This window comes from Chitinophaga fulva, assembly GCF_012927205.1.
In the GTDB taxonomy this organism is placed as follows: domain Bacteria; phylum Bacteroidota; class Bacteroidia; order Chitinophagales; family Chitinophagaceae; genus Chitinophaga; species Chitinophaga fulva.
On record NZ_JABBGC010000001.1, the window covers coordinates 3,500,002 to 3,522,444 of the forward strand.

The window sequence follows — 22,443 nt, forward strand, 5'->3', positions numbered from 1 at the left end:
ATAATACTCAGATTGACCTTTATTTTTCCAGTGTCATAAACAGGTTGTTAAGTGATTCCGCATAGAGGGGATGGGCGAAGATCATATCCCGTAGCTGCGTTGCCGTTATACCTCCAAGCATCGCCATTTGCAGGACAGACATGATTTCGCCTCCTTCCGTACCGATGACGGCCGCACCCAGCAGTTGCCCGGTATGCTCATGCACAATCGCTTTCATAAATCCGGCTGTTTCACCGGTTTCGATAGCCCTGGCTACTTTGTCCATGCCGAGGTGCGCCACTTTTACAGGATATCCGTCCTGACGGGCGCGTGTTTCGGACAGGCCGATACGGCCGAGTTGCGGATCGGTGAACATGCAGTAGGGCAGTTGCCTCGTTTTGATGCTGAGCTCAGCGTCTTCGAACAGGTTTTTATAGAGTAGGAGGTGATCGTTGTAAGAGATATGGGTGAAGGCGGGGCCGGGTTTTACGTCCCCCAAAGCATAGATGCCCGGGCAGCTGGTTTCCAGCTGGTCATTGACCTGGACGTATCCTTTTTCATCGAGGGTGACGTTGGTTTTGCGCAGTTGGAGCGCGGCTGTTTGTGGCAAACGTCCCGTGGCCACCAGCAGGTGTGTACCGGTGATGGTTTGGGATTTACCACCTGTTTGCACTTGTACCTGGATGTGGTCCTGGCTGCCGCTTATTTTCTCCGTAGTGGTAGCGGTGAATACCTGTATATCTTCCGCTTCAAGGATTTTTTTCATCACTGCCGCCACATCGGGATCTTCTTTAGACATCAGTTGCGGGCTTTTCTCTACCACGGTAACGGTGCTGCCCAAACGACGGTACAGTTGTCCCATTTCCAGTGCAATGTAGCTGCCTCCGAGGATGATGAGTTCCGGCGGTACTTTCACTTCGTCCAGCAAGGTGGTGGAAGTAAAATAGGGCACGTCGCGGAGACCCGGAATATCCGGAATATAAGGCGCAGCGCCGGTATTGAGGAAAATATGTTCTGCCGTGAGTTCCTGGTTGCCGTCATCATTCGTGGCCACAGAGATGGTTTTTATACCAGAGAATGACGCGGTGCCGTAAAAGATGGTGACACCTGCTTTTTCAAGGCTTTTGGCGGTACCATTCCTGAATTGTTCCACGACTTTGTTTTTCCGGCCTACAATGGCCGGCAGATCGATCGTGTACCCCATGTTGTTGATGCCCCAGGTTTCGCTGTGAGATAGCAGGTGGGCTATCCGTGCGCTGGCAATCATGGTTTTGGTGGGCGTGCAGCCGTCGTTAATACAGGTGCCGCCGAGCTGCCGCTGTTCTATCAGGGCTGTTTTCCAGCCTTTCTCCGCCATTTTCTTCGCCAGGGGATTGCCGCCCTGTCCTGAACCGATTACAATTGCGTCGAATTTCTGCATGACATTTATTTTTTCGTTTCGCGCCCCAGGGCTAAAGCCCTGGGCTACGATGTTGTTCAGGTTATTTAATGGAAAGATGTGATATGTAGGATTTATCTGTTTTCATGGATTATGCTTATGTCGAGGTGATTGTAAATGATTCATTCTTTTTGATTCCTGATTCTTTTGATGATGTTGTAGCTACCATGGTCTTAGTGAGGATAATAAGCTATTTTCATTCACAGGACCCGAAAAACATCGTAGCCCAGGGCTTTAGCCCTGGGGAACCGGAAATCCGAATCAATATTCATTCCCAAACGGGGTGACAAAACGTGTTTTTGACAAACATTTGAATCCGCGGCTTTCCGTGCCCGGTGCAAATGCCGTATCTTTGCGCTCCTGAAAATACAGATTTTGGTTAAGATTGACAACATAACACTTCCCGATTTTCCGCTGTTGCTCGCTCCTATGGAGGATGTAAGCGACCCGCCTTTCCGTGCCATCTGTAAAGATACAGGGGCAGACCTAATGTATACTGAATTTATATCAAGTGAAGGCCTGATCCGTGATGCGATCCAGTGCCGTCGTAAACTGGATATTTTTGAGTATGAAAGGCCGGTAGGCATCCAGATTTTCGGGGGTGATGAGGATAGCCTGGCTTTGGCCGCTAAAATCGTGGATGTAACCAATCCCGACCTGCTGGACATCAATTTTGGCTGTCCGGTGAAAAAAGTGGCAGGCCGCGGCGCAGGGGCAGGCGTGTTAAAAGACCTGGACCTGATGGTGCGTCTCACGGACGCAGTCGTAAAGGCCACTAAGCTGCCCGTAACCGTCAAAACACGCCTCGGCTGGGACGATGATACCAAAAACATAGAAGAGGTGGCCGAAAGGCTGCAGGATGTGGGCATTAAGGCGCTGGCCATCCACGGCCGCACCCGCTGTCAGATGTACAAAGGAGAAGCTGACTGGACCCTTATTGGGAAAGTGAAGAACAATCCCCGCATTCATATTCCCATTTTCGGTAATGGCGATATCAATTCGCCCCAGAAAGCGGTTGAATATAAAAACCGCTACGGAGTGGACGGCATCATGATCGGAAGGGCCGTTATCGGTTATCCGTGGCTGTTCCGCGAAATCAAACATTACGTGAAAACGGGTGAATTACTTCCCGGGCCCACACTGGAAGAACGTATTGCTGTGAGCAAAAAACACCTGCGCCTCTCGGTGGAATGGAAAGGTCCTGTGGTAGGCATCAATGAAATGCGTGGCTGTTATGCCAACTATCTCAAAGGGCTGCCAAATATCAAAGAATTCCGCAGCCGGCTGGTGACGCTCAAAACTGTGGAAGAAGTAGAAACAGTGCTGGATGAAATAGAAGCGTATTACAAAGGGATCGAGATTGAAAAGGCGCCCATAGAAATGATCGATTATCATCAGAAGTGCCCCTTGTAGGCATTAAACTATATAGAAAGCCCCGACGGAATGCTGCCGCCGGGGCTTTTGTGTTTAAGGAATGATGCGCCTGTCTTTCAGTAGCCTGAAAGCATCCAGTAATACCTGTGTACTGTTTCCATTCATCTCCTGAAAGCCATATCTTCTGGCTTTGTTCACATCAAAGAATGCATCATCTTCCACATTAAAAATAGCATCTCCAAATCCCCATTGTACCAGTTGTTCCAGCGTATAGGCGGAGAGGTTATACTTTTTTACGATCTCCGCCCAAAGATCTTTTTTCCCTGGCATATATTCCTGTAAGGAAAAGGTTTGGGGCTCTGCTACCGGCACGCCAAAGTATTCACCTATCTGTGGCCATAACTGTGACCAACGGAAGATGTCGCCGTTGGTGATGTTGAAGATTTCATTTTCTGCGTGTTCGTTGAGAGCAGCCCACTCCAGTGATTTAGACAGGATGCTGTCGCCCGTAATGTTGACAAGCGCGTTGTAGGCTTTGTATGAACCGGGGAACCGCATGGGGATACCTTCTTCCTTGCAAAGGGTGGCGTATACCGCAATCAGGTTGGCCAGGTTCATAGGAGTGCCAACTGTGAAGCCAATGACAATATCAGGGCGAATGGCGGTCCATGACCAATTTTTACCGGCTGATTGTTTTCTCAGGTAATCTTCCTGGTCATAGTAAAAATTGGGAGTGATGCTTCGCAGGTCTGTTTCCAGCGCTGGTGTTTTGTACCTGCCCAGGTGGGCGCCGTATGCTTTTCCTCCCTGTATGAACAGGATACGTTTAAGGGCGGGCGCCACCTTTTCCAGCACCGGCACCAGGTTGCTCAGTAATTTGACATTGGCTTCGGATTGCTCGTATGGTGTGAGGCGTTCTGTGTAGGCGTTAAAGAAAACATGGGTTACTGTTTTCAGCTGGTCGCCAGCTGCCGCCACCGCCTGTGCATCGTTAAGGTCGAGGGGTATAAAGGTGGCCGTGGTTTTATCATGTAATGCCGAGCGTGCGGACGCCAGTACATTCCACTTGCCGGTGGCGATCAGGTGTTCTGTTAAATGCCTGCCTATGATACCATTGGCGCCCAGGACCAATGCCGTGTTTGTATTCATCTGATTTGTCATTTTAAAGTGAGGTATCAAATTTCGGGAATGGCCGGCGATGCATGTTATATCAATAGTTATCGGTCATTATCAGCATTCTGATAGTTGTATATAACAGGAAGCCCTGGTACTTCACTGTACCAGGGCTTTGTTGTATGGAATGAGGATCATCGGCTGACCGGCTGATATTCCTCAAAAGTAACCGAAGCGTTGGCCCTTCCGGAAGAGAGTGTACGCAACGTTGTTACATACCCGAAAAGGTCGGCCAGCGGTACGCTGGCGGTGATGTCCTGCACATTGTTTTTGATTTCCATGTGCCTGATCACGCCGCGGCGCCTGTTGAGATCGCCGGTGAGTGCGCCGGTATATTCTTCCGGTGTGGTGACTTCCACAGACATCACAGGTTCCAGCATCAGTGGGCCGGCCTTCGCTGCAATATTTCGGAAAGCGATCATCGCCACCTGTTCAAAGTCCTGCGCGTGGGAGTCGTTGGAGTGTATTTTACCATCGAGCAGCCGGATGCGCATGGCGTGAACGGGGTATCCTTTGAGCGGACCGGTCCTCATGGCTGCTTCAAAGCCTTTGCTGATAGAAGGAATGAACTCCTTCGGTATGGCGCCGCCTTTGATATCGTTGATGAATTCCAGTCCGGGTTTACCGTCTTCCCGCGGCGACAGCTCAAACGTAATGTCTGCGAAGTTGCCGGAGCCGCCTGTTTGTTTTTTTAACACTTCATGATGGGTGACCGGTTGCGTGAATATCTCTTTATACGCAATTTGCGGCGCACCTTTATTGACCTGCAGCTGGTATTCTATCGCCAGTTTTTCCAGTACCACTTCCAGGTGCAGTTCTCCCATGCCTTTGAGGATGGTTTGGCCGGAGGCTTTATCCACTTCCACAGACAGGGTGGGATCTTCATCCAGCAGCCCTGCCAGCGCTTCGCCGAGGCGGTCTGCATCTTTAGAGGCTTTCGCTTCCACGGCGTAACCGATCATTGGCTCAGGGAAGCTGATGCGTTCCAGCAGCACCTGATGGTCGGGATGGGCGAGCGTATCGCCGGTTTTAACGTCTTTCATGCCTACCACAGCGCCGATGTCGCCGGCGCCTATTTCCGTGACCGGTTCAAACTTGTCGGACATGATACGCAGCAGGCGGCTGATGCGGACAGTACGGCCGGTGCGGCTGTTCCAGAGCATGTCGCCGGTACGTAATACGCCAGCGTATACACGTACTAACGTCAATCTGCCTACGTAGTCATCTACCATGATCTTGAAGACCAGCGCAGCCACGTTGGCTTCGGTGTTGGCCAGTATGGTGATGGCTTCTCCCGAATCCGGATCGGCAGCATGCACCATGGGTATGTCTTCCGGAGAAGGCAGATAGGCGGCTACCGCGTTCAGCAGGGGCTGTATACCTTTGTTTTTATAGGCAGCACCTGCCAGGGCGGGCACGGCCAGCATGTTGAGCGTAGCGTAGCGCATCGCTTCCACGATCAGGTTTTCGCTGACGTTGTCCGGCGAACCGGTGTATTGTTCCAGTAGTGGTTCATACAACATGGACAGTTCTTCTATCATACTGCGACGGGCTTGTATGGCGGCTTCCAGCAATTGTTCCGGTATGTCTCTTTCTTCAAACAGTTTACCGTCGTCATCGTGCCAGAGCAACGCTTTCATACGAATGAGGTCTATCACACCGGTGAAGTTGTCTTCCTGGCCAATAGGTAATTGCAACGGAATGACATTAGCGTGTAGGCGTTCCCGTATTTCATTGACTACCCGTTGGAAGTCCGCGCCCTGACGGTCCATTTTATTGATCATCACAATGCGTGGCACCCCGTAGTGATCGGCCTGGCGCCATACTGTTTCCGACTGCGGCTGTACGCCGGAGCGGGCGCAGAAGACGGCTATTGCGCCATCGAGCACGCGCAGGGAGCGTTCCACTTCAGCCGTAAAATCAACGTGGCCGGGCGTGTCAATAATATTGACCTGGTATTTGTCATCTGCATAATTCCAATAGGTGGTGATAGCAGCAGAGGAGATGGTGATGCCGCGTTTTTCTTCCTGCGGATCGGTGTCCATCATGGTATTACCGTCATCTACGTTGCCCATTCTATGTGTAAGGCCGGTGTAATACAGCATTCTTTCCGTGAGCGTTGTTTTACCGGCGTCGATATGCGCCATGATACCTATATTTCTGAATCGGGACAATTGTCTCATATAAAAATCTTCTTTAAAAAAATGGAATAAAAAAGCCTCTCATGCGGTAATGAGAGGCATTGCGTTAAGGCAACAGCATGCCAGACATTACCGGTGTGGCCGGATGTATACAGTCATTGTTGTGATCAATACTTTCATAAGGCAATGATCATTTACAGCATGTAAAATGGTTGTCGGAGCAGTACGGGGAGACAAAATAAAAAGGCCTCTTCGGATGAAGAGGCCTCCAGTATGATAATGGGAGTTATTTCATTTGATGATACCTCTTATATCCGGGTTGGATCTGCCTCCCCGTCTTGAATAAAGACAATACGGGTACTTGCAATTACCGCTCTGATAACGGAATCGTTTTTCCTGTTTGCCTGATATTTAAAGGTGTGTTTCATCTGTTTAACGCAAGTAAATTTTTGCGATGCAAATATAGTGATTTTTTTTATGCCAACAAAAAGCCATTTCAGTTGTCTTCTATTTTTACAGAAAATTCGCAGAATTGTACCGATTGTATCTGACTGGGAGGGTGTACTTTTGTCTTTCATTTCAAGATAAAATATAAACGAATGAATATTACAGATCTAACAGGCACCGTGCAGCTGGCTAATGGCGTGAAGATGCCTTATTTTGGATTGGGCGTGTGGCAGACCAATGATGGACAGGAAGTGATTGATGCCGTAACTTATGCACTGGATGCAGGTTACCGGCATATTGACACCGCAGCGATTTACGAAAATGAAGAAGGTGTAGGCACGGCTGTGGCCAATAACAAAGTTGACAGAAAAGATATTTTTATCACCAGTAAAGTATGGAATGCTGACCAGGGATATGATAAAACCCTGAGAGCATTTGATGAGTCACTGGAGAAACTGAAGACCGATTACCTGGACCTCTACCTGATACACTGGCCGGTAAAAGGACAGTATAAAGAAACCTGGCGGGCACTGGAAAAACTGTATGTGGATGGTCGTGTGAAAGCCATTGGCGTGAGCAACTTCCTGCAACACCACCTGGAAGACCTGTTCCAGGGCGCTAATGTGTTGCCTATGGTAGACCAGCTTGAGTTCCATCCGTTCCTGGTACAACCAACCCTGCTCGACTTCTGTCGTCAGCATCATATTCAATACCAGGCCTGGAGCCCGCTGATGCAGGGTAAAGTGTTTAAAGTGCCCGAATTGCAGCAGCTCGCCGAAAAGTACGGGGTGTCTATAGCGCAACTGGTACTGCGTTGGGATTTGCAGAAAGGTGTGGTGACCATCCCCAAGAGCGTTCAACAGCAACGCATCATGTCGAACGCAGAGATCTTCAATTTCGAGATCACGCCGGAAGATGTAGCTGCTATTGACGCGCTGGACCGCAGCGAAAGAGTAGGTCCTGACCCGGACAATTTTAATTTCTAGGATAAAAGCATTCGGATCATGCTTGTACCTGGCCGCCTCTTCACAGCAGAGGCGGCTTTTTATTTTTTTCTTTTAAAACATCTGATGTTTATTTAAAACATCATACCTTTGTGTTGTAATCAGTTTTTATATGGACCAGACATCGAAACTTTCCAACCGTGTTATCAACGCTATCCAGAAAGACATCTCCCAGGGTATTTATAAACCAGGGCAGAAGATACCGACAGAACCGGAACTGATGGTGCAATATGCCGTGGGGCGCTCTACCATCCGGGAGGCCGTGAAAACATTGGCCATGTCAGGGATATTGCGCGTGCAGCAAGGTTCCGGGACTTTTGTGAGTGAATCGGTGCAGACAGAATCGTTGGACCAGCGGTTACGGCGTGCTGATTTTGAAGAGATCAACCAGGTACGGCGGATGCTGGACTATGAAATTGTGAAGCTGGCAGCGCAGCATCATACCAAAGCGTCGCTGACAGAAATGAAGAAGTATCTCGACCTGCGTAAAAAAGCTATTCTCGAACAGCAGTACCACGACTGTATGGAGGCGGACATCGCTTTTCACACCACTATTGCCAAAGCCAGCGGTAATCATGTACTGGCGGACCTTTATCGCAGTTTCACCGTTGTGATACGTGACTTCTTTGCCAAACGGGACACGGAGAGCATCAGTCACTTTGCGATCAGCCATCATTTGCATGAGCAGTTGTATGAAGCCATTAAAAGCGGCAATGTGAAATTATCGCGGCAGGCCATGGAAGATATACTTGACAACAATTACTAAACTTTCCGAAAGATGAACATACTTATTTTCAGCCTGATACTCCTCGCGGGCGCTTATGTAGCGGGCCTTTTAGGCTCGTTGACAGGACTGGGCGGTGGCGTGGTAGTGATTCCCTTGCTGACGCTGGTCTTCCATGTGGATATCCGTTATGCCATCGGGGCGGCGTTGCTGGCTTCCATCGCTAATTCATCCGGCGCGGCATCGGCTTACATCAAAGAAGGAATTACCAACGTACGACTGGGCATGTTCCTGGAGATCGCTACTACGCTGGGAGCGGTAGGTGGGGCGTTGATAGCTGTTTTTACGCCTACCAATACCATTGCGATACTCTTTGGCGTTGTGCTGATTTTTTCCGCACTGATGACAGTCCGCAAAAAACATGAGCATGCCTTGCAGGAAGGAAGCCGGTTGTCTTATGTATTAAAACTGAATGGTAGTTACCCTACGCCACAGGGAGAGGTGCCTTACAAGTTGCAGAACATTGGCGGCGGTTTTTCCATTATGCTGCTGGCTGGCGTTTTATCCGGGCTGCTGGGCATTGGCTCCGGCGCATTAAAAGTTCTTGCGATGGATGGCGCTATGAAAATACCGTTTAAGGTAAGCACCACCACCAGCAACTTTATGATCGGCGTTACCGCTGCGGCCAGTGCGGTGGTGTATCTCCAGCGTGGCTATATCGATCCGGGGATTGCTTTCCCGGTAGTATTGGGCGTACTGGGCGGCGCATTCACCGGCGCGCGGTTGCTGACTGTTATGAACCCGAAAACGTTGCGTTATATTTTCTGCGTGGCCATTTCTTTTGTGGCACTGGAAATGATCTACAACGGATTACATCACCAGTTTTAAACACAAGCCATGAAACTCATCAAAACATTAACGGGCGACCGGGACATTGCTTTACTGGTAGGACAAGTGTTACGTACCGGCGTGATCACTGCCAGCGCCATCGCTTTTGTGGGCGGTGTATTGTACCTGGCCAAACACGGGGCCGACAGTCTGCCAGACTATAGCACCTTTACCGGAGAAGGAAAAGAATACACCACTTTCGGCGGCATTTTCCGCGGGCTGACAACTTTCAGGCCGTCAGCCGTTATCCAGTTTGGTGCCTTGATACTGCTGGCAACACCCATACTCCGCGTATTCTTTTCCCTGATCGGTTTTGCCGTGGAGAAAGACCGGATGTATGTGGTGATCACATTGCTGGTGCTGGGCATCATCCTGTTCAGTATGTTCGGCGGCCTGAAAGTATAGCGTTATTGCAGGGCTGCAAAAAGCGCATCGATATCAGCTTTGTTGTTGTAAAAATTCAATGCTACTGTGAGCATGTTATTTTTATAGCGGGCCATAAAATGACGCTGTTCCAGCAGTTTAAATTGTTCCGGTGATATTTTCAGTCTCTGTATCGCTGAAAGGTGCTGTGGATCAAAATTGGAGAGGACTTCAACCTGATGTTTTTGCGCCTGCTCATGCAGGTAGTTGACCAGTGATTGTATGTAATCGTTAATATCAGCGACGCCGATAGCCTCAATATACCGCAGTGCTTCACCCATCAACAGGATGTTGAGGAACGCCGGTGTACCCTGCTCAAATACCCGGGCGTCCTGCTTGGGTTTAAACTGCGTATAGTCCTGTATGATATCAAAATCCGGGTTAGGATAGATAACGTTGTACCATCCCATGGTTTTAGGCGGATATTTTTCCAGCAACTGCTGAGATACGTACATGCCGCCGGCGCCGTAGCCCGCTGTGACCCATTTGTAGGCGTGAAAAATGAGAATGTCGATATGGTGTGCTGCCACATCAATTTCATTGACGCCAAAAGACTGCGTAGCGTCCACAATCAGTATGATACCATGTTTTTTACACAAAGCGCTCACTGCTGCCAGATCGTGGCGGTAGCCGGAGCGGAACATCACGTGACTGAGGATCAGGATACGGGTGTCCGGTGTGATCTGTTGTTCAATAGCGCTGACAGGTATGGCGCCGTTTGGCTCAGCCTGTACCAGGCGTACCGGGTGGCCGTGATGTATCCATGGCACGAAGCTGGTAGGGAAATCATCCTTCATGCTAAGGATTTCAAACGTAGTGGGAAACATGCCTGTCAATAACCCCATCGCCTGTGCAGTATTGGTGATGAAGGCCAGTTCCGAAGGAGAGGCTCCGATGGAGCCGGCAATTGATGCACGGATTTCCTCTATTTCCGGGACCCAGGCGGACATCACGCCACGGCCCTGTTCACTCAGATCGGTCAGTAGTTCCTGTGCCCTGGCCACAATAGGTTTACCAACAGGTGCACCACCATTGGTAAAGAGATAAGTATATTTATTGAAGACCGGATAATCGGCTCTTATTTTCTCCCATTTGTTGCTGTTGGCTGTCATCTTTCTATACTATTTTATTAATTGTTGATTCTTAATAAGCAATCCGCCGGTGCCCGTTTTGTTTACGAAATAAACATGATAACTTGCAATGTACGACGGGAATTAAACCATATACAATTTAAGACTTTTAGCATGTTGAAAAAAAGAAAACTGCTGGCATATGCGATAGCACTGCTACCGGTGGGAACATTGTGTGCACAGGAACAGCCGCTGTTCCGGAAGGCCGGTGCGCCGGTTGATCAGCGCGTCAATGATCTGCTGCATACATTAACATTACAGGAGAAAATTTCGCTGCTGGGATACAACAGTCCCGCTATTGAGCGACTGCATATGCCTGCTTATAACTGGTGGAATGAAGCTTTGCATGGTATCGCCCGTGGTGGTGAAGCCACGGTGTTTCCACAGGCTATCGGTCTGTCAGCTTCTTTTAACGCCCCGCTGGCCCAATCCGTAGCCGCTTCCATTTCCACCGAAGCCCGCGCGAAGTATAACCTGGCTGTTGCCGCCGGACGTCATGTGCAGTATATGGGGCTTAATTTCTGGACGCCGAATGTCAACATCTTCCGTGATCCGCGGTGGGGCCGGGGACAGGAGACCTATGGGGAAGACCCTTATCTGACCGGCACGATGGCGGGTGCGTTTGTACATGGCCTGCAAGGGGATGAGCCAGGAGCGCTGAAAACAGCCGCCTGCGCCAAACATTTTGCCGTACATAGCGGACCGGAAGCAGACCGTCACAGTTTCAACGCGGTGGTAGATGAAAAAGACCTGCGCGAAACTTATCTCTACGCCTTCAAAAAGATGGTGGACGGTCATGTGGAATCTATCATGTGCGCTTACAATCGGGTGAACAGCCAGCCCTGTTGCACCGGTAATACCTTGCTGCAGGATATCCTGCGGAAAGAGTGGAAATTCGGTGGGCAGGTGGTGACCGATTGCTGGGCGCTGGATGATATCTGGTTGCGCCACAAAGCTATCCCTACCCGTGAAGAGGTAGCCGCTGCCGCTATCAAAGCGGGTGTTAACCTGGATTGCGCGAATATCTTACAGGATGATGTGTTAAAAGCGATTGATAAAGGCTGGCTGAAACCTGCGGACGTAGATAGTGCGCTGAGCGCCAGTTTGCGTACACAGATGAAACTCGGGCTGTATGATGCGCCGGGAAACAGCCGTTACAGCGGTTACGGCGCTGACAGCGTGAATAATGCCTGGCATACTACGCTGGCGTTGCAGGCTGCCAGGGAGAGCATGGTGCTGCTGAAAAATAATGGGGTGTTGCCATTGCAGCAAGAGAAATATGCCTCCATGCTGGTCACCGGTTCCAACTCCGCCTCGCTGGAAGCACTGATGGGCAACTATCACGGCGTGTCCGGCAATATGGTGACTTTCACCGCAGGCCTTAGCAAAGCAGCCGGTCCGGGCATGGCCACACAATATGACCAGGGATGTGATTTTACCGATACGCTGCATTTTGGTGGCATATGGGCGTCTCAAAACTGTGATGTGACCGTGGCGGTGATAGGACTGACGCCATTGCTGGAAGGAGAAGAGGGCGATGCTTTCCTGTCTGCTTCCGGTGGAGATAAAAATTCGTTGAGCCTTCCCCGTTCCCAGGTGGTGTTTATGCAGAAATTAAGGGCTGCGCACAAAAAGCCGATCATTGCAGTGATTACGGCTGGTAGCGCAGTAGACGTGGCTGCTATTGAGCCTTATGCAGATGCGATCATCCTGGCGTGGTACCCCGGAGAACAAGGAGGTACTGCACTCGCAGATATCATCTTCGGAAAATATTCGCCCGCAGGGCGCCTCCCGGTCACCTTCTATCAATCGCTGAAAGATCTTCCGGATTACAAGGACTATAGCATGAAGAACCGTACCTACCGTTACTTTACGGGCAAGGCGGCTTATCCTTTCGGCTTCGGTCTGAGTTATACCACTTTTGCATATGACTGGCAACAGGCGCCTGCCAATGGGTACAAACTGAATGACACCATTCGTATGACCGTTAACGTACGTAATACCGGCAACATGGATGGGGATGAAGTATTACAGGCCTATATCACTTATCCGAACCAGGAAAGGATGCCGTTGAAAGAGCTGAAAGCATTTAAACGGGTGCTGGTAAAACAGGGCCAAACTACCGCCGTGACGCTGGAAATACCAATGACTGAATTACAGAAGTGGGACCTGCAACAGCAGCGCTGGAAACTGTATAAAGGAACTTATGGTGTACACATCGGATCATCTTCCACCGATTTTAAGCTAACACGTAACATCGTGATAAAATAAAAAAGAAATGCCAGGACGGAAGCCCTGGCATTCTTTTTTACAGCCGTTATGCGATCATTTTGTTGACCACCCGTTTTAGGGTCAGTCCCTGTATAATGATGGAGAACAGCACCACGAAATAGCTTCCCGAGAGAATGATTTCCTTGTAAGGCGACTCCGGGAGAGACATGGCGAGTGCCACGGAGATGCCCCCACGAAGACCGGCCCATACCAGTATTGTAATGCCTTTGTAGGTTGTTTTCAGTGAACGTTTCAGCAGTAATGACGGGATATAGATACTCATGGCCCTGGCCACCAGCACGAAGAGTACGGCGAAGAGGCCTGTCAGCCAGTAATTTTTCAGAAACGGCATGAGTACGATCTGGAGCCCGATCATCACAAAGAGAATAGTATTGAGCAGCTCATCTATCAAATGCCATACATTATGGAAATAGCGTTGCATGTCTTCTGACTGTTTGGTACCCAGGGATGTATTGCCGAGGATAAGGCCCGCAGAAACCGCCGCCAGCGGAATAGACACATGCAGCATGGCGCCCAGTGCAGATATCACCATAACCATGGATAAAGACACCATGACGATGATCTGGAAGTCATCCACCCGTTTCATGGTACGATAGGCCACCAGCCCGGAGATAACGCCCAGCAGGATGCCGCCGAACACTTCCTGCGAAAACAGGGCGACCGTATGTGAAAAAGAGACATGTGCGTCGGTGCTGGCCGCCAGCTCTTTCAGAATAACGAACAGCAGGATGCCGGTACCGTCATTCAGCAGGGATTCGCCACCGATAATAGTTTCCAGCGAAGAAGGGACTTTGGATTTTTTCAGCACAGACATCACCGCTACCGGATCGGTTGGTGAAATGAGCGCACCAAACAGCAGGCAGTAGAGCAACGGTAGTTCGATGTGCAGTAGTCCGGTGGCCCAATACAGAAGATAACCAAAGATGAAGGTAGATCCGATTACCCCAACGGTGCTAAGTATCAGCACTGGGTAACGTTGCTCTCTCAGTTTCTGAAAATCAAATTGCAGGGCGCTTGCAAACAGGAGGAAACCTAACATAATGTCCAGCAATGTCTGTGTAAAATCGATGCTGCTGGTGAGGTCTTTGATGAACGCGTAAGCGTCGGGAAAAATTTTACCGGTAAACAAAATCAGCAGGGACAACAACAGCGAAACCACGATCACGCCAATGGTTCCAGGGAGTTTGATAAACCGGTTGTTGATGTACGAAATCAGCGCACTGATAGTGATTAAAGCCGTAATAATGGTAAAAGTGTTCATAGCTTCCAGATAATGCCAGTTAAAGAATACAGATTTAAAAATGATAATGCTATCACTATAGGGGGGGCTAAAGATAGAAAAACATTTGTAAATCGCCCTACTGGCGGCCCGGAACGGCTACTTTTTTTTAGCAGCTGCTTTCTTTTTCGGGGCAGCGGCCGTTTTCTTTTTGGATGGGGATGCCAACTTGTTATAGGCCAAAGCCCTTTCCACCCAGTGTTCCAGCTGTTTTTTAGTGCGTAGTGCGCTGTTGTCCACGAACACAAACCCGGGCATTGTTTTGCCGCCGTGCACCATGGGTTTGCAACCTTCTTCCTCCAGTGCGCCTTCGGTCAGTGCCGGGTCGATGCGCAACATGATGTGGTCGGCCTTTACGCCAACACACATTTTATCATCGACCATAAAACAAAGGCCACCGAATATTTTCTTTTCTTCTACATTGGCAGACGCAGGAGCGATCAGTTCTCTGACGCGATCGGCCATTTTTTCATCAAAAGCCATATGGGAGGGGTTTTGTATGTATTAAAGATACAGGTTAATATCCATATTTTATTTCGAGCGTATGCAGGAGGGAGTCAACAACGCCTGGGGTATTTTCCTGTTGTATGTTGGTGAAAACAATATAAGCCCGGTTGACAGCAGGAATAACTTTTACCGTGGTGACGAAGGTACCTGGTGTGCCGCTGTTATACGATATCGGGTGACTGTTCGTGTTGATGTCTGTGAACCAGCCATAAGCGAAGCCGGGAAGACCAAAATGCAGTTGTTGGAATGCATCGGCCGGAAGCAGAGATGATTTTCCGGTGAGGCCGCGTAAATGTTCCTGTATAAACCGGGTATAGTCCCGGAGGCTGATGTGGATGTTACCGGCCACCTGCAACCAGTTGAGTTTGGGATTATACGCCGGTGCTTCGGGACGGCCCTGTGCGTCGTGGCCCCATGGCTGCGTACTATCGGCAACGTTAGGGCTGCCAAGGCCGAACCGGATGTGCAGTGGTTGGCCTAGTGCTTTCAGCAGTTGAGCATAGGTTTTGCCGCTGGCTTTTTCCAGCATGAGGCCGGCGAGGACATAGCCACTGTTAGTGAGGTTGAGCCCAGTATCTGTGACTGGCGGCTGTTGCAGCAGCCATTGGGCAAATTGCAGGCGTTGGTCCGCTTCGTTGCCGGTGATTTGTTGGGGGCGGGGAAGGGGATGTGTATACGTATAGTGGGTAAGGTTATTACGGAATGTTAGCAGCTGTTGCAGGGTGAGATGATGATACGCTTTACTACAGTTGGCTTTCCAGCCGGGAAAGAGCCTGAAGAAAGGCGTGTCCCAGGTGAGCATGCGCTGTTGTACCAGCATGGCCGCAATCATGCAGGTGATGGCTTTGGTGTTGGAGCCTATCCGAAACTGATGATCTATGGTGGCCGGGATGTTTGTGTTGATTTTACGGATGCCTGTCATACCGATGTCGAAAACAGTATCTGATGATACCACAGCGTAGCCGAGCGCAGGGATATGATGGGCTTGCCGGAGACTGTCAACGTAGGTATGAAGAGACTGGGCAGCAGAAGTAACAGCGAAGAGCAGCATCAGAAAGAATGCTGACAGGGATGCACGCATGAAAAAAGATTTGTGCAAAGGAAGGGGAAAACGGGGAAAAACTCCGCCTGTCGCCTGAAAAAAATCAGGCGACAGCGGATATATGAATAGGACATGGTCATTGGGCGTTCCGTATATACACCGGATCGCAATGGAAATAGTTGATAAATGCGATAGTAAATGCATGTTCGTCCGGCAGACCAATGCTGTGGGCGATTTCAGCGAGGGGAATATCTTTGTATACCAGGAGATGATAGGCTTTCAGCATTTTCTGCTGGAAGGCAAAATCTTCCAGGGGAATATAGAACATGTTTTCAAATGCGCCCGCCAGTACCGCGCTGGGCAGGTTAAACAGAAAGGCCGTGTGCATCAGGGGAGATTCCAGTTGTACATTGTCTTTCAGGTATTGAAAAACACTTGTCAGCGTGGTATCATCTACGGGGCGCTGGATATTTTCAGGTGTAGCGTCCTGGCAGAGGTAATTGCTGAAGATAGCTACACAGCAGCGGCGCAGGATGCATTCAGCCTGATCTTCAATCAGGCGGCATTCCTTGATGACATCGAGCAGCAGCTGGATCGCTATATTGGTGGTACAATCACGCAGATTGAGCGGTTCACTCTGATCAGTGACTTTTTTGCCCAGAAGGCCTCTGAGTTCCGGGAATTCCCGTACGAGCGCTCCCATACAACCGGGTATGATGTTGATATGAAAACTGCTGATTTGTATCCCGGGAATAACAGGGACGGTGTGCATTTGCTCTGGCAGGTTGAACAGGCAGATCTGGCGTCCTACCATGTTGAAGTCGCCTCTCCCGTGAATATTGGCTACCACGGCGTCAGCCTGGTTAAAATGAAGTGCCAGGATATGCCGCGGTGAATAGGGGGTGAGCAGAATATTTCTTTTGGCCAGTACTTCATGATGCCAGATGGAAAAGTCCCTTACTTTGATGTTCTGGCAGAACATGTCGCAATCTGCGTCCTGCTTGAAATACTGCCGGGCAAAGGGAATCACGGTATCATTGAAATCGTCCGGGATCAGCTCCAAAGGGGTGAAATACTGGTCATCGCGTTCTATCAGAAGTATTTTGCGTTCTGGCGTGGGTTTGATAGTATTTTGGTCATCCATAAAAAAAATACGATTAAAACTGAATGTCTCTAATACATAATCCTTACTTGACGGGAATAGGTCAGTTATAAAGTCATGGTCATTTGTGTCTGTGATATATTGTTTTTGTCATTACTTAAAACAGTCTATCACGGAGAAAAGTACTATGTCAAATTCGGGTTTTTTTCAAACAAAATAGAAGACTATTTATCCAGTCTTTAAATATGTCGATAAATTAATATCTTTCTTTCATCCGGAGAAATTTTTTTCCCGGGCGCACATTGGGCTGATGACTACAGTTTTTTTATTGGAGCAAAGATCGGGGAAAACTGTTGTATGTCCATCTCCCCACATGTGGGGAGATGGAATTTTTTTAGTTATTTTTTCTAGTGGGATAAAACGGCGCTGCCTTTATCTGCGGCAACCGTGGTTTTGATCTGCCGGCGACCGATGAACAACACCATCATCGCGAACAGAGACGTGCTGCACATGGTAAGGGCGAGAGGAACAGCGTTGTGGGTATCATAAAGGCTGACCACAGTTGCGGCCAACGCACCAATGCCCATTTGCAGCGCACCCATCAGTGCGGAGGCGGTACCCGCATTTTTGGTGAATGGCGCAAGACAGAGCGCAGCTGTATTGGGATTAATGAAACCCATGCAGCAAAGGAACAAAAATAATGAGACCAGCAGGCTGGTGAGGCTGAGCCAGTCGTTCCACGCGCTGACAGCCATCACGACAGCGATGATACCCTGCAGGGTGAGCGCTACCGGTACTATCTGCCGGCTTTCATATCGTTTCAGCAAGAGGCTGTTGATCTGGCTGCAACCGATGAAGCCGATAGACAGGCCGGCGAAAATCCAGCCATACGTTTTACCGTCGAGGTGATATACGTCCATAAAAACCTGCGGAGAACCGGACACATATGCAAAGAGTCCGGAGAAAGCGATGGCGCCGGTAAAGGCGTAAGCATAGAACTGTGGGGTGGTGGCCACGGTCCAGAAGCTTTGGATAATAGGCCCTGGTTTGAGTGACAGCGTGGTGTCCGGCTTGTAACTTTCCGGCAACCACCAGATGGTGGCCAGCAGCAACAGGAGGCCTATACCCCCCAATACAATAAATACAACATGCCAGTGAAAAGCGGCCGCCGTATAACCGCCTATTGTTGGCGCCAGCATGGGTGAGGCGCCTACCACCAGCATCAGCAGGGCAAACACTTTCGCATTTTCTTTTACGGGAAACAGGTCGCGTACCATGGCCACAGAAGCTACGGTGGCAGCGCAGCTGCCCAGCGCCTGGATAAAACGAAGTATCACCAGGCTGTTTAACGTGCCCGCATATACGCAGCCCAGCGAGGCCACGATGTATACCAGTAATCCCAGTATCAGCGGCACTTTACGCCCAAAACGGTCCAGCAACGGCCCATACAGCAGCTGTCCGGCCGAAATACCAATGAAAAAACTGGAGAGGGACAGTCCCACGCGGGACTGCTCTACGCCAAAGTCTTTGGCGATCGCCGGAAAACCCGGCAGGTACATATCGATGGAAAAAGGCGCTAAGGCCGTTAAAGAGCCGAGTATCAATATCAGGAAAAAATAGCCGGATCGGGTATGTTCTTGTGTCACAGTCTGTTGGTTTAGAATCAAGCTGTAAAAGTAGAACAACCATTTTGTTCTTATAGCTCTTTAGCGGAATGATAATATTGATGGCTCCATAGAGGAAAATGATAACTACCGGTTAACTATTGATTATAATAAATTTACATATATTTGCGCCATCCTATTATTGTCTAGATGAGCACTACCACATTGAAAAACCTGGCTGCAGCCTTATTGCTGCTGCTGGTCCCCAGTCTGATCTATGCCCAGGAAGGAATGCCGGCCACGGTACGTCCCTGCGGCACAGACGCTTTACTACAGCAATGGCGCCAAAATCCTTCGTTCCTGGCACGGGAACAGGCCATCAACCGGGCCCTGTTGCAACGTCAATATGTGACGGTGCCGGGAGCACCGTTGGCAGACCCTGCCATCATCACATTGCCGGTGGTGGTGCATATACTCAACGAAAACCTAAACCTCTATACGGACCTGGACGTGGCCAACGCTATCCAGGAATTGAATGACGCTTACGGCGCCACCGGCGCTTTTACCGGCGGCCGCACCGATACCAAAATCCGGTTCTGCCTCGCTAAAACAGCGCCTGATGGCGGTCGCACCAGCGGCATTGTCCGTACATTCACCTACCTGAATGATTTTGACGTGGACATGGAAGGAGGAGAAGTCACTGATATGGGAGCGTGGGACCGTACCCGTTATATTAATATCTGGGTGGTATCCAAGATCCGCTCCGATTATATGCAGGACTTCAGCTGCGGCAATTGGAGCCGCCTCACCATGGGCGGATATGCCAGTGCCGGCGGCGATATTGTGGTGGCCGGACTGGGAACGAGCCTGCTGGCCCACGAAATGGGACATTACCTCAGTCTGCTGCATACCTTCGCCGCCCGTGACTGTAAAAACGATGACTGTCTCACGGATGGAGATATGGTCTGCGATACGCCGCCGGAAAGGACCATCACCGGTGGTTATGCCTGCAGCGCCCCACAGAACTCCTGTAGCACGGACACACTATCCGGTTTCACCGTTGACGTACCAGACCTGCCGGACAACTTTATGGACTATGGCCAGGGTACCGGCTGCGTACTGGGCTTTACTGCCGGTCAGACTACGCGTATGCGTAACTTCATCGCCGCCGCCCTGCCGCTGATGCAGGCCAGTATCGTTTGCAACGATCCGTGTGCGGGCGCTGTCACAGCTGCTTTTGGCCGTGATATCGATTATCCGGTAGTTGGGGATGTGGTGACTTTCACCGCCACCGCCGCTGCGGGACAGTCCTATCAGTGGCTGGTAGATGGCGCCCCCGCGGGAACAGGCATTACGCTGGCGCTTCCGGTCACAGTACAGAAGACCTATCAGCTGGAGTTACGTGTAACCGACAACGTGACCGGCTGCCATGCTTCCACCACTGATGCCATGGCGGTAAGCTGCGGCGTAGTGGCCCGCTTTTATCCCGACAAACGCAAGATCGCTTCTAAACTGGGCATACAGACAGACCATGTGGTATTTACCAACCGTTCCCGAAATGCCACCTCCTGGAAATGGCTGATCAGCAACGACCAGGGAATGGCTGAAACAGTGGTGAGCACAAATGAACAGCTGGATTATGTATTTAACACGCCCGCCAATTATAAAGTACGCCTATACGCTACTGATGGGCACTGTGAAGACTATACGAACCCGGTCACCATTGTGGTGGAAGATCCTACTGCCGACGGTGTAGTGTACGTGTCTGCCGTGGAATGTTACCAGCAGAACAAGCTACGGGTAAAGCTGTACTTTGAAAACAAAGGTTATGTGACCATCCCTAAAAATACCCCTGTCTCTTTTTATGACGATGATCCGCGGCTGGGGAAAGGCAAGCGGCTGGGAACACCGTTCCCGTTGCCCGCAGACCTGCCGGGTAAATGTGTATCGGTACTTTACACGACCATTGTGGATGCCGGCCGTGATGGCATCGATACTTTGGTAACAGTGATGAACGACAACGGGACCGTTTTCCCGCTGGTATTACCCAATGCCAGCACCAGTGTAGAAGAAAGTAACTACGGCAATAATGTGAGCTTTAAGAAAGGTTTCCGGTTTCATGTGTCCCTTGCCCCGGGCGACTATACCCTGACACCACAGCAACAGCTGGTATTGAAGCCCACCTCCAAAGGAGGCACCATTACCACTGCCACCTGGGACGCATCGCCTTACCTGGATTGTACTGCCTGCATCAATTCAACGTTTACCGCACCTTATCGCAAAGATACCGTCACCACCGTGAAGGTTCGGGGCTATACGCAATATGCCTGTTATGCGGATACTGTCGCTACTATACACATTCCCCCCGTAGATGACTATACCGTAAAACTGGATAAACTGGATTGTTCCCGCGGTGATAGTTTGCATGTGGACTTCTCGTTGTGCAATGCTTATGCACCAGGTAATATACCCGCTTCTTTGCAGGTGGACTTTTATGACCGTCTTCCGGGTGACCCGGCTGCGGGGAAGCTGGGCAATACCTTCCTGACACCATTGGCCTCTGCCGGTGTTTGCAGCAGTTATGGCCAGTCTATCAGGAACACCGCTACCGGACAGGTAGTGGCTGTAGTCAATAAAGACCGTCAGGCATTTCCGCCAGCTACCGGTCTGAATGAAGCAGATTATACCAATAATACCCATACCGTGGCTTATGTGGCGCCAGTGCTGACGGTATTCCCGAAAGACACGACCGTATTCCGCAAAGCGCCGTTCCATTTTTACTATGCAGTGACCGGCTTTGATCCGATTACTATCCGTTGGGATAACAGCGACGCTTATACGATGGATTGCAGCAATTGCCCTGCTCCGTCCGTCCGGATGCTGGACAGCAGCCGGATAGGATTGCAGTTGACCAATCGCTACGGCTGTGTACTGAAAGGAGAGGAGTATGTACACCTGGTTCCGCCGGACCTCACCGTTACGTTGTTGTCGGCGCATTGTTACGATAATCAGCATATCCTGGTGAAGTTCAAAGTATGTGTAGCAAACGGCTACGATACCATCTTCAAAAAAATACCGGTATCCTTTTATAACGGTGATCCCGGCAACGGACGAACGACGTTATTGCAGCCATTGTTTTATACACCGGCAGCTAAGGAAGGCGACTGCCGTGAGTTTACCCATGTGCTCAGCGCGCCCGGTACTGCGGAAGTGGCGGCTGTGGTGAATGACAGGGGTGGATTTGTATGGGAGGAAACAGATTATACCAACAACCAGAGCGTGGTGGATTATGAAGCGTTTACCGTTAGTGCCACGCCGGCATTGATCTCATTGCCCAGGCCGGCCAGCGTGCCGCTGCGCACGAGCGTTACCGGTGGTCCTGCCACTTCCTATGCATGGGAACCACAATCGGGCTTGTCCTGCGTTACCTGTCCTTACCCGGTGGCGGCAGCCACTTCGTCCATGCGTTATGTGGTGACTGCCACCAACGATTACTGGTGTACCGACACTGCCAGTGTACGGATACAAACTTTTGTGAACGCGGGCATCAGTATGCCGAACGCTTTCTCTCCCAATGGCGATGGGCAGAATGATTATTTCTATGTGATTGGCAGCTGGGATATCCGGCAGGTCCGCAACCTGTCGGTGTTTAACCGTTCGGGCAACAAGGTATTTGAGGCGGTGAATACGCCGGCCAATGACCGGGGGTATGGCTGGAACGGCCTTGTAAACGGAAAAAAAGCGGATATAGGCACCTATGTGTATTTTGCTACGGTAGAATATATAGATGGTACCGTCAAACTGATAAAAGGAACGGTGACGCTTATACGATAACCGTTGAACAGCTTATAAAAAGGAAAACCGGCTCCCAGTGAAGAGCCGGTTTCTTTTTTTCA

General features: G+C 50.1%; 16 protein-coding genes. 7 read left to right on the top strand and 9 right to left on the bottom strand.

Annotated features, from left to right (window positions below):
• Positions 1 to 19: 19 nt before the first annotated feature.
• Positions 20 to 1,399: a mercuric reductase gene (locus tag HHL17_RS14290; protein WP_169225371.1), complete on the bottom strand. Its 1,380-nt coding sequence runs from the start codon at positions 1,397 to 1,399 to the stop codon at positions 20 to 22.
• 393 nt (positions 1,400 to 1,792) lie between these two features.
• On the opposite strand from HHL17_RS14290, the gene dusB reads away from it, so the two are divergent.
• Complete coding sequence (gene dusB, locus HHL17_RS14295; protein WP_169225372.1) at positions 1,793 to 2,830, top strand: tRNA dihydrouridine synthase DusB; 1,038 nt, start codon at positions 1,793 to 1,795, stop codon at positions 2,828 to 2,830.
• 54 nt (positions 2,831 to 2,884) lie between these two features.
• Here the strand turns inward: dusB and HHL17_RS14300 are convergent, their stop codons facing one another.
• A complete protein-coding gene (locus HHL17_RS14300) occupies positions 2,885 to 3,940 on the bottom strand; it encodes an SDR family oxidoreductase (protein WP_169225373.1) in 1,056 nt (351 codons plus the stop codon).
• Positions 3,941 to 4,098: 158 nt separating this feature from the next.
• Positions 4,099 to 6,147, bottom strand: coding sequence for an elongation factor G (fusA, locus tag HHL17_RS14305; RefSeq protein WP_169225374.1), 2,049 nt, complete (start codon positions 6,145 to 6,147; stop codon positions 4,099 to 4,101).
• A 557-nt stretch (positions 6,148 to 6,704) separates the two neighbouring features.
• Here fusA and HHL17_RS14310 point away from each other — a divergent pair.
• From HHL17_RS14310 to HHL17_RS14325, 4 genes are all read left to right on the top strand, one after another.
• The gene (locus tag HHL17_RS14310; RefSeq protein WP_169225375.1) at positions 6,705 to 7,538 is read left to right on the top strand and encodes an aldo/keto reductase; all 834 of its coding nucleotides are present in this window, start codon (positions 6,705 to 6,707) and stop codon (positions 7,536 to 7,538) included.
• A gap of 130 nt (positions 7,539 to 7,668) precedes the next feature.
• On the top strand, positions 7,669 to 8,322 hold the full coding sequence (locus HHL17_RS14315) for a FadR/GntR family transcriptional regulator (protein ID WP_169225376.1): 654 nt from the start codon (positions 7,669 to 7,671) through the stop codon (positions 8,320 to 8,322).
• Between the two features lie 12 nt (positions 8,323 to 8,334).
• Positions 8,335 to 9,168 carry a sulfite exporter TauE/SafE family protein gene (locus HHL17_RS14320; RefSeq protein WP_169225377.1) on the top strand — a complete coding sequence of 278 codons (834 nt, stop codon included), beginning with the start codon at positions 8,335 to 8,337 and terminating at the stop codon, positions 9,166 to 9,168.
• Between the two features lie 9 nt (positions 9,169 to 9,177).
• The gene (locus tag HHL17_RS14325; RefSeq protein WP_169225378.1) at positions 9,178 to 9,573 is read left to right on the top strand and encodes a DUF1634 domain-containing protein; all 396 of its coding nucleotides are present in this window, start codon (positions 9,178 to 9,180) and stop codon (positions 9,571 to 9,573) included.
• 2 nt (positions 9,574 to 9,575) lie between these two features.
• Here HHL17_RS14325 and HHL17_RS14330 read toward each other — a convergent pair whose 3' ends face one another.
• Positions 9,576 to 10,703: an aminotransferase class V-fold PLP-dependent enzyme gene (locus tag HHL17_RS14330; protein WP_169225379.1), complete on the bottom strand. Its 1,128-nt coding sequence runs from the start codon at positions 10,701 to 10,703 to the stop codon at positions 9,576 to 9,578.
• Between the two features lie 132 nt (positions 10,704 to 10,835).
• On the opposite strand from HHL17_RS14330, the gene HHL17_RS14335 reads away from it, so the two are divergent.
• Positions 10,836 to 12,992, top strand: a complete 2,157-nt coding sequence (locus HHL17_RS14335; protein WP_169225380.1) for a glycoside hydrolase family 3 N-terminal domain-containing protein — start codon at positions 10,836 to 10,838, stop codon at positions 12,990 to 12,992.
• 46 nt (positions 12,993 to 13,038) lie between these two features.
• Here HHL17_RS14335 and HHL17_RS14340 read toward each other — a convergent pair whose 3' ends face one another.
• From HHL17_RS14340 to HHL17_RS14360, 5 genes are all read right to left on the bottom strand, one after another.
• A complete protein-coding gene (locus tag HHL17_RS14340) occupies positions 13,039 to 14,274 on the bottom strand; it encodes a cation:proton antiporter (RefSeq protein ID WP_169225381.1) in 1,236 nt (411 codons plus the stop codon).
• Positions 14,275 to 14,391: 117 nt separating this feature from the next.
• Positions 14,392 to 14,775 carry a TfoX/Sxy family protein gene (locus HHL17_RS14345; RefSeq protein ID WP_169225382.1) on the bottom strand — a complete coding sequence of 128 codons (384 nt, stop codon included), beginning with the start codon at positions 14,773 to 14,775 and terminating at the stop codon, positions 14,392 to 14,394.
• A 34-nt stretch (positions 14,776 to 14,809) separates the two neighbouring features.
• Complete coding sequence (locus HHL17_RS14350; protein WP_169225383.1) at positions 14,810 to 15,880, bottom strand: serine hydrolase domain-containing protein; 1,071 nt, start codon at positions 15,878 to 15,880, stop codon at positions 14,810 to 14,812.
• A 97-nt stretch (positions 15,881 to 15,977) separates the two neighbouring features.
• Positions 15,978 to 16,985, bottom strand: coding sequence for a helix-turn-helix transcriptional regulator (locus HHL17_RS14355; RefSeq protein ID WP_169225384.1), 1,008 nt, complete (start codon positions 16,983 to 16,985; stop codon positions 15,978 to 15,980).
• A gap of 365 nt (positions 16,986 to 17,350) precedes the next feature.
• Positions 17,351 to 18,589: a multidrug effflux MFS transporter gene (locus HHL17_RS14360; RefSeq protein ID WP_169225385.1), complete on the bottom strand. Its 1,239-nt coding sequence runs from the start codon at positions 18,587 to 18,589 to the stop codon at positions 17,351 to 17,353.
• A gap of 168 nt (positions 18,590 to 18,757) precedes the next feature.
• On the opposite strand from HHL17_RS14360, the gene HHL17_RS14365 reads away from it, so the two are divergent.
• On the top strand, positions 18,758 to 22,381 hold the full coding sequence (locus HHL17_RS14365) for a T9SS type B sorting domain-containing protein (RefSeq protein ID WP_169225386.1): 3,624 nt from the start codon (positions 18,758 to 18,760) through the stop codon (positions 22,379 to 22,381).
• The last annotated feature ends 62 nt before the right edge of the window (positions 22,382 to 22,443 follow it).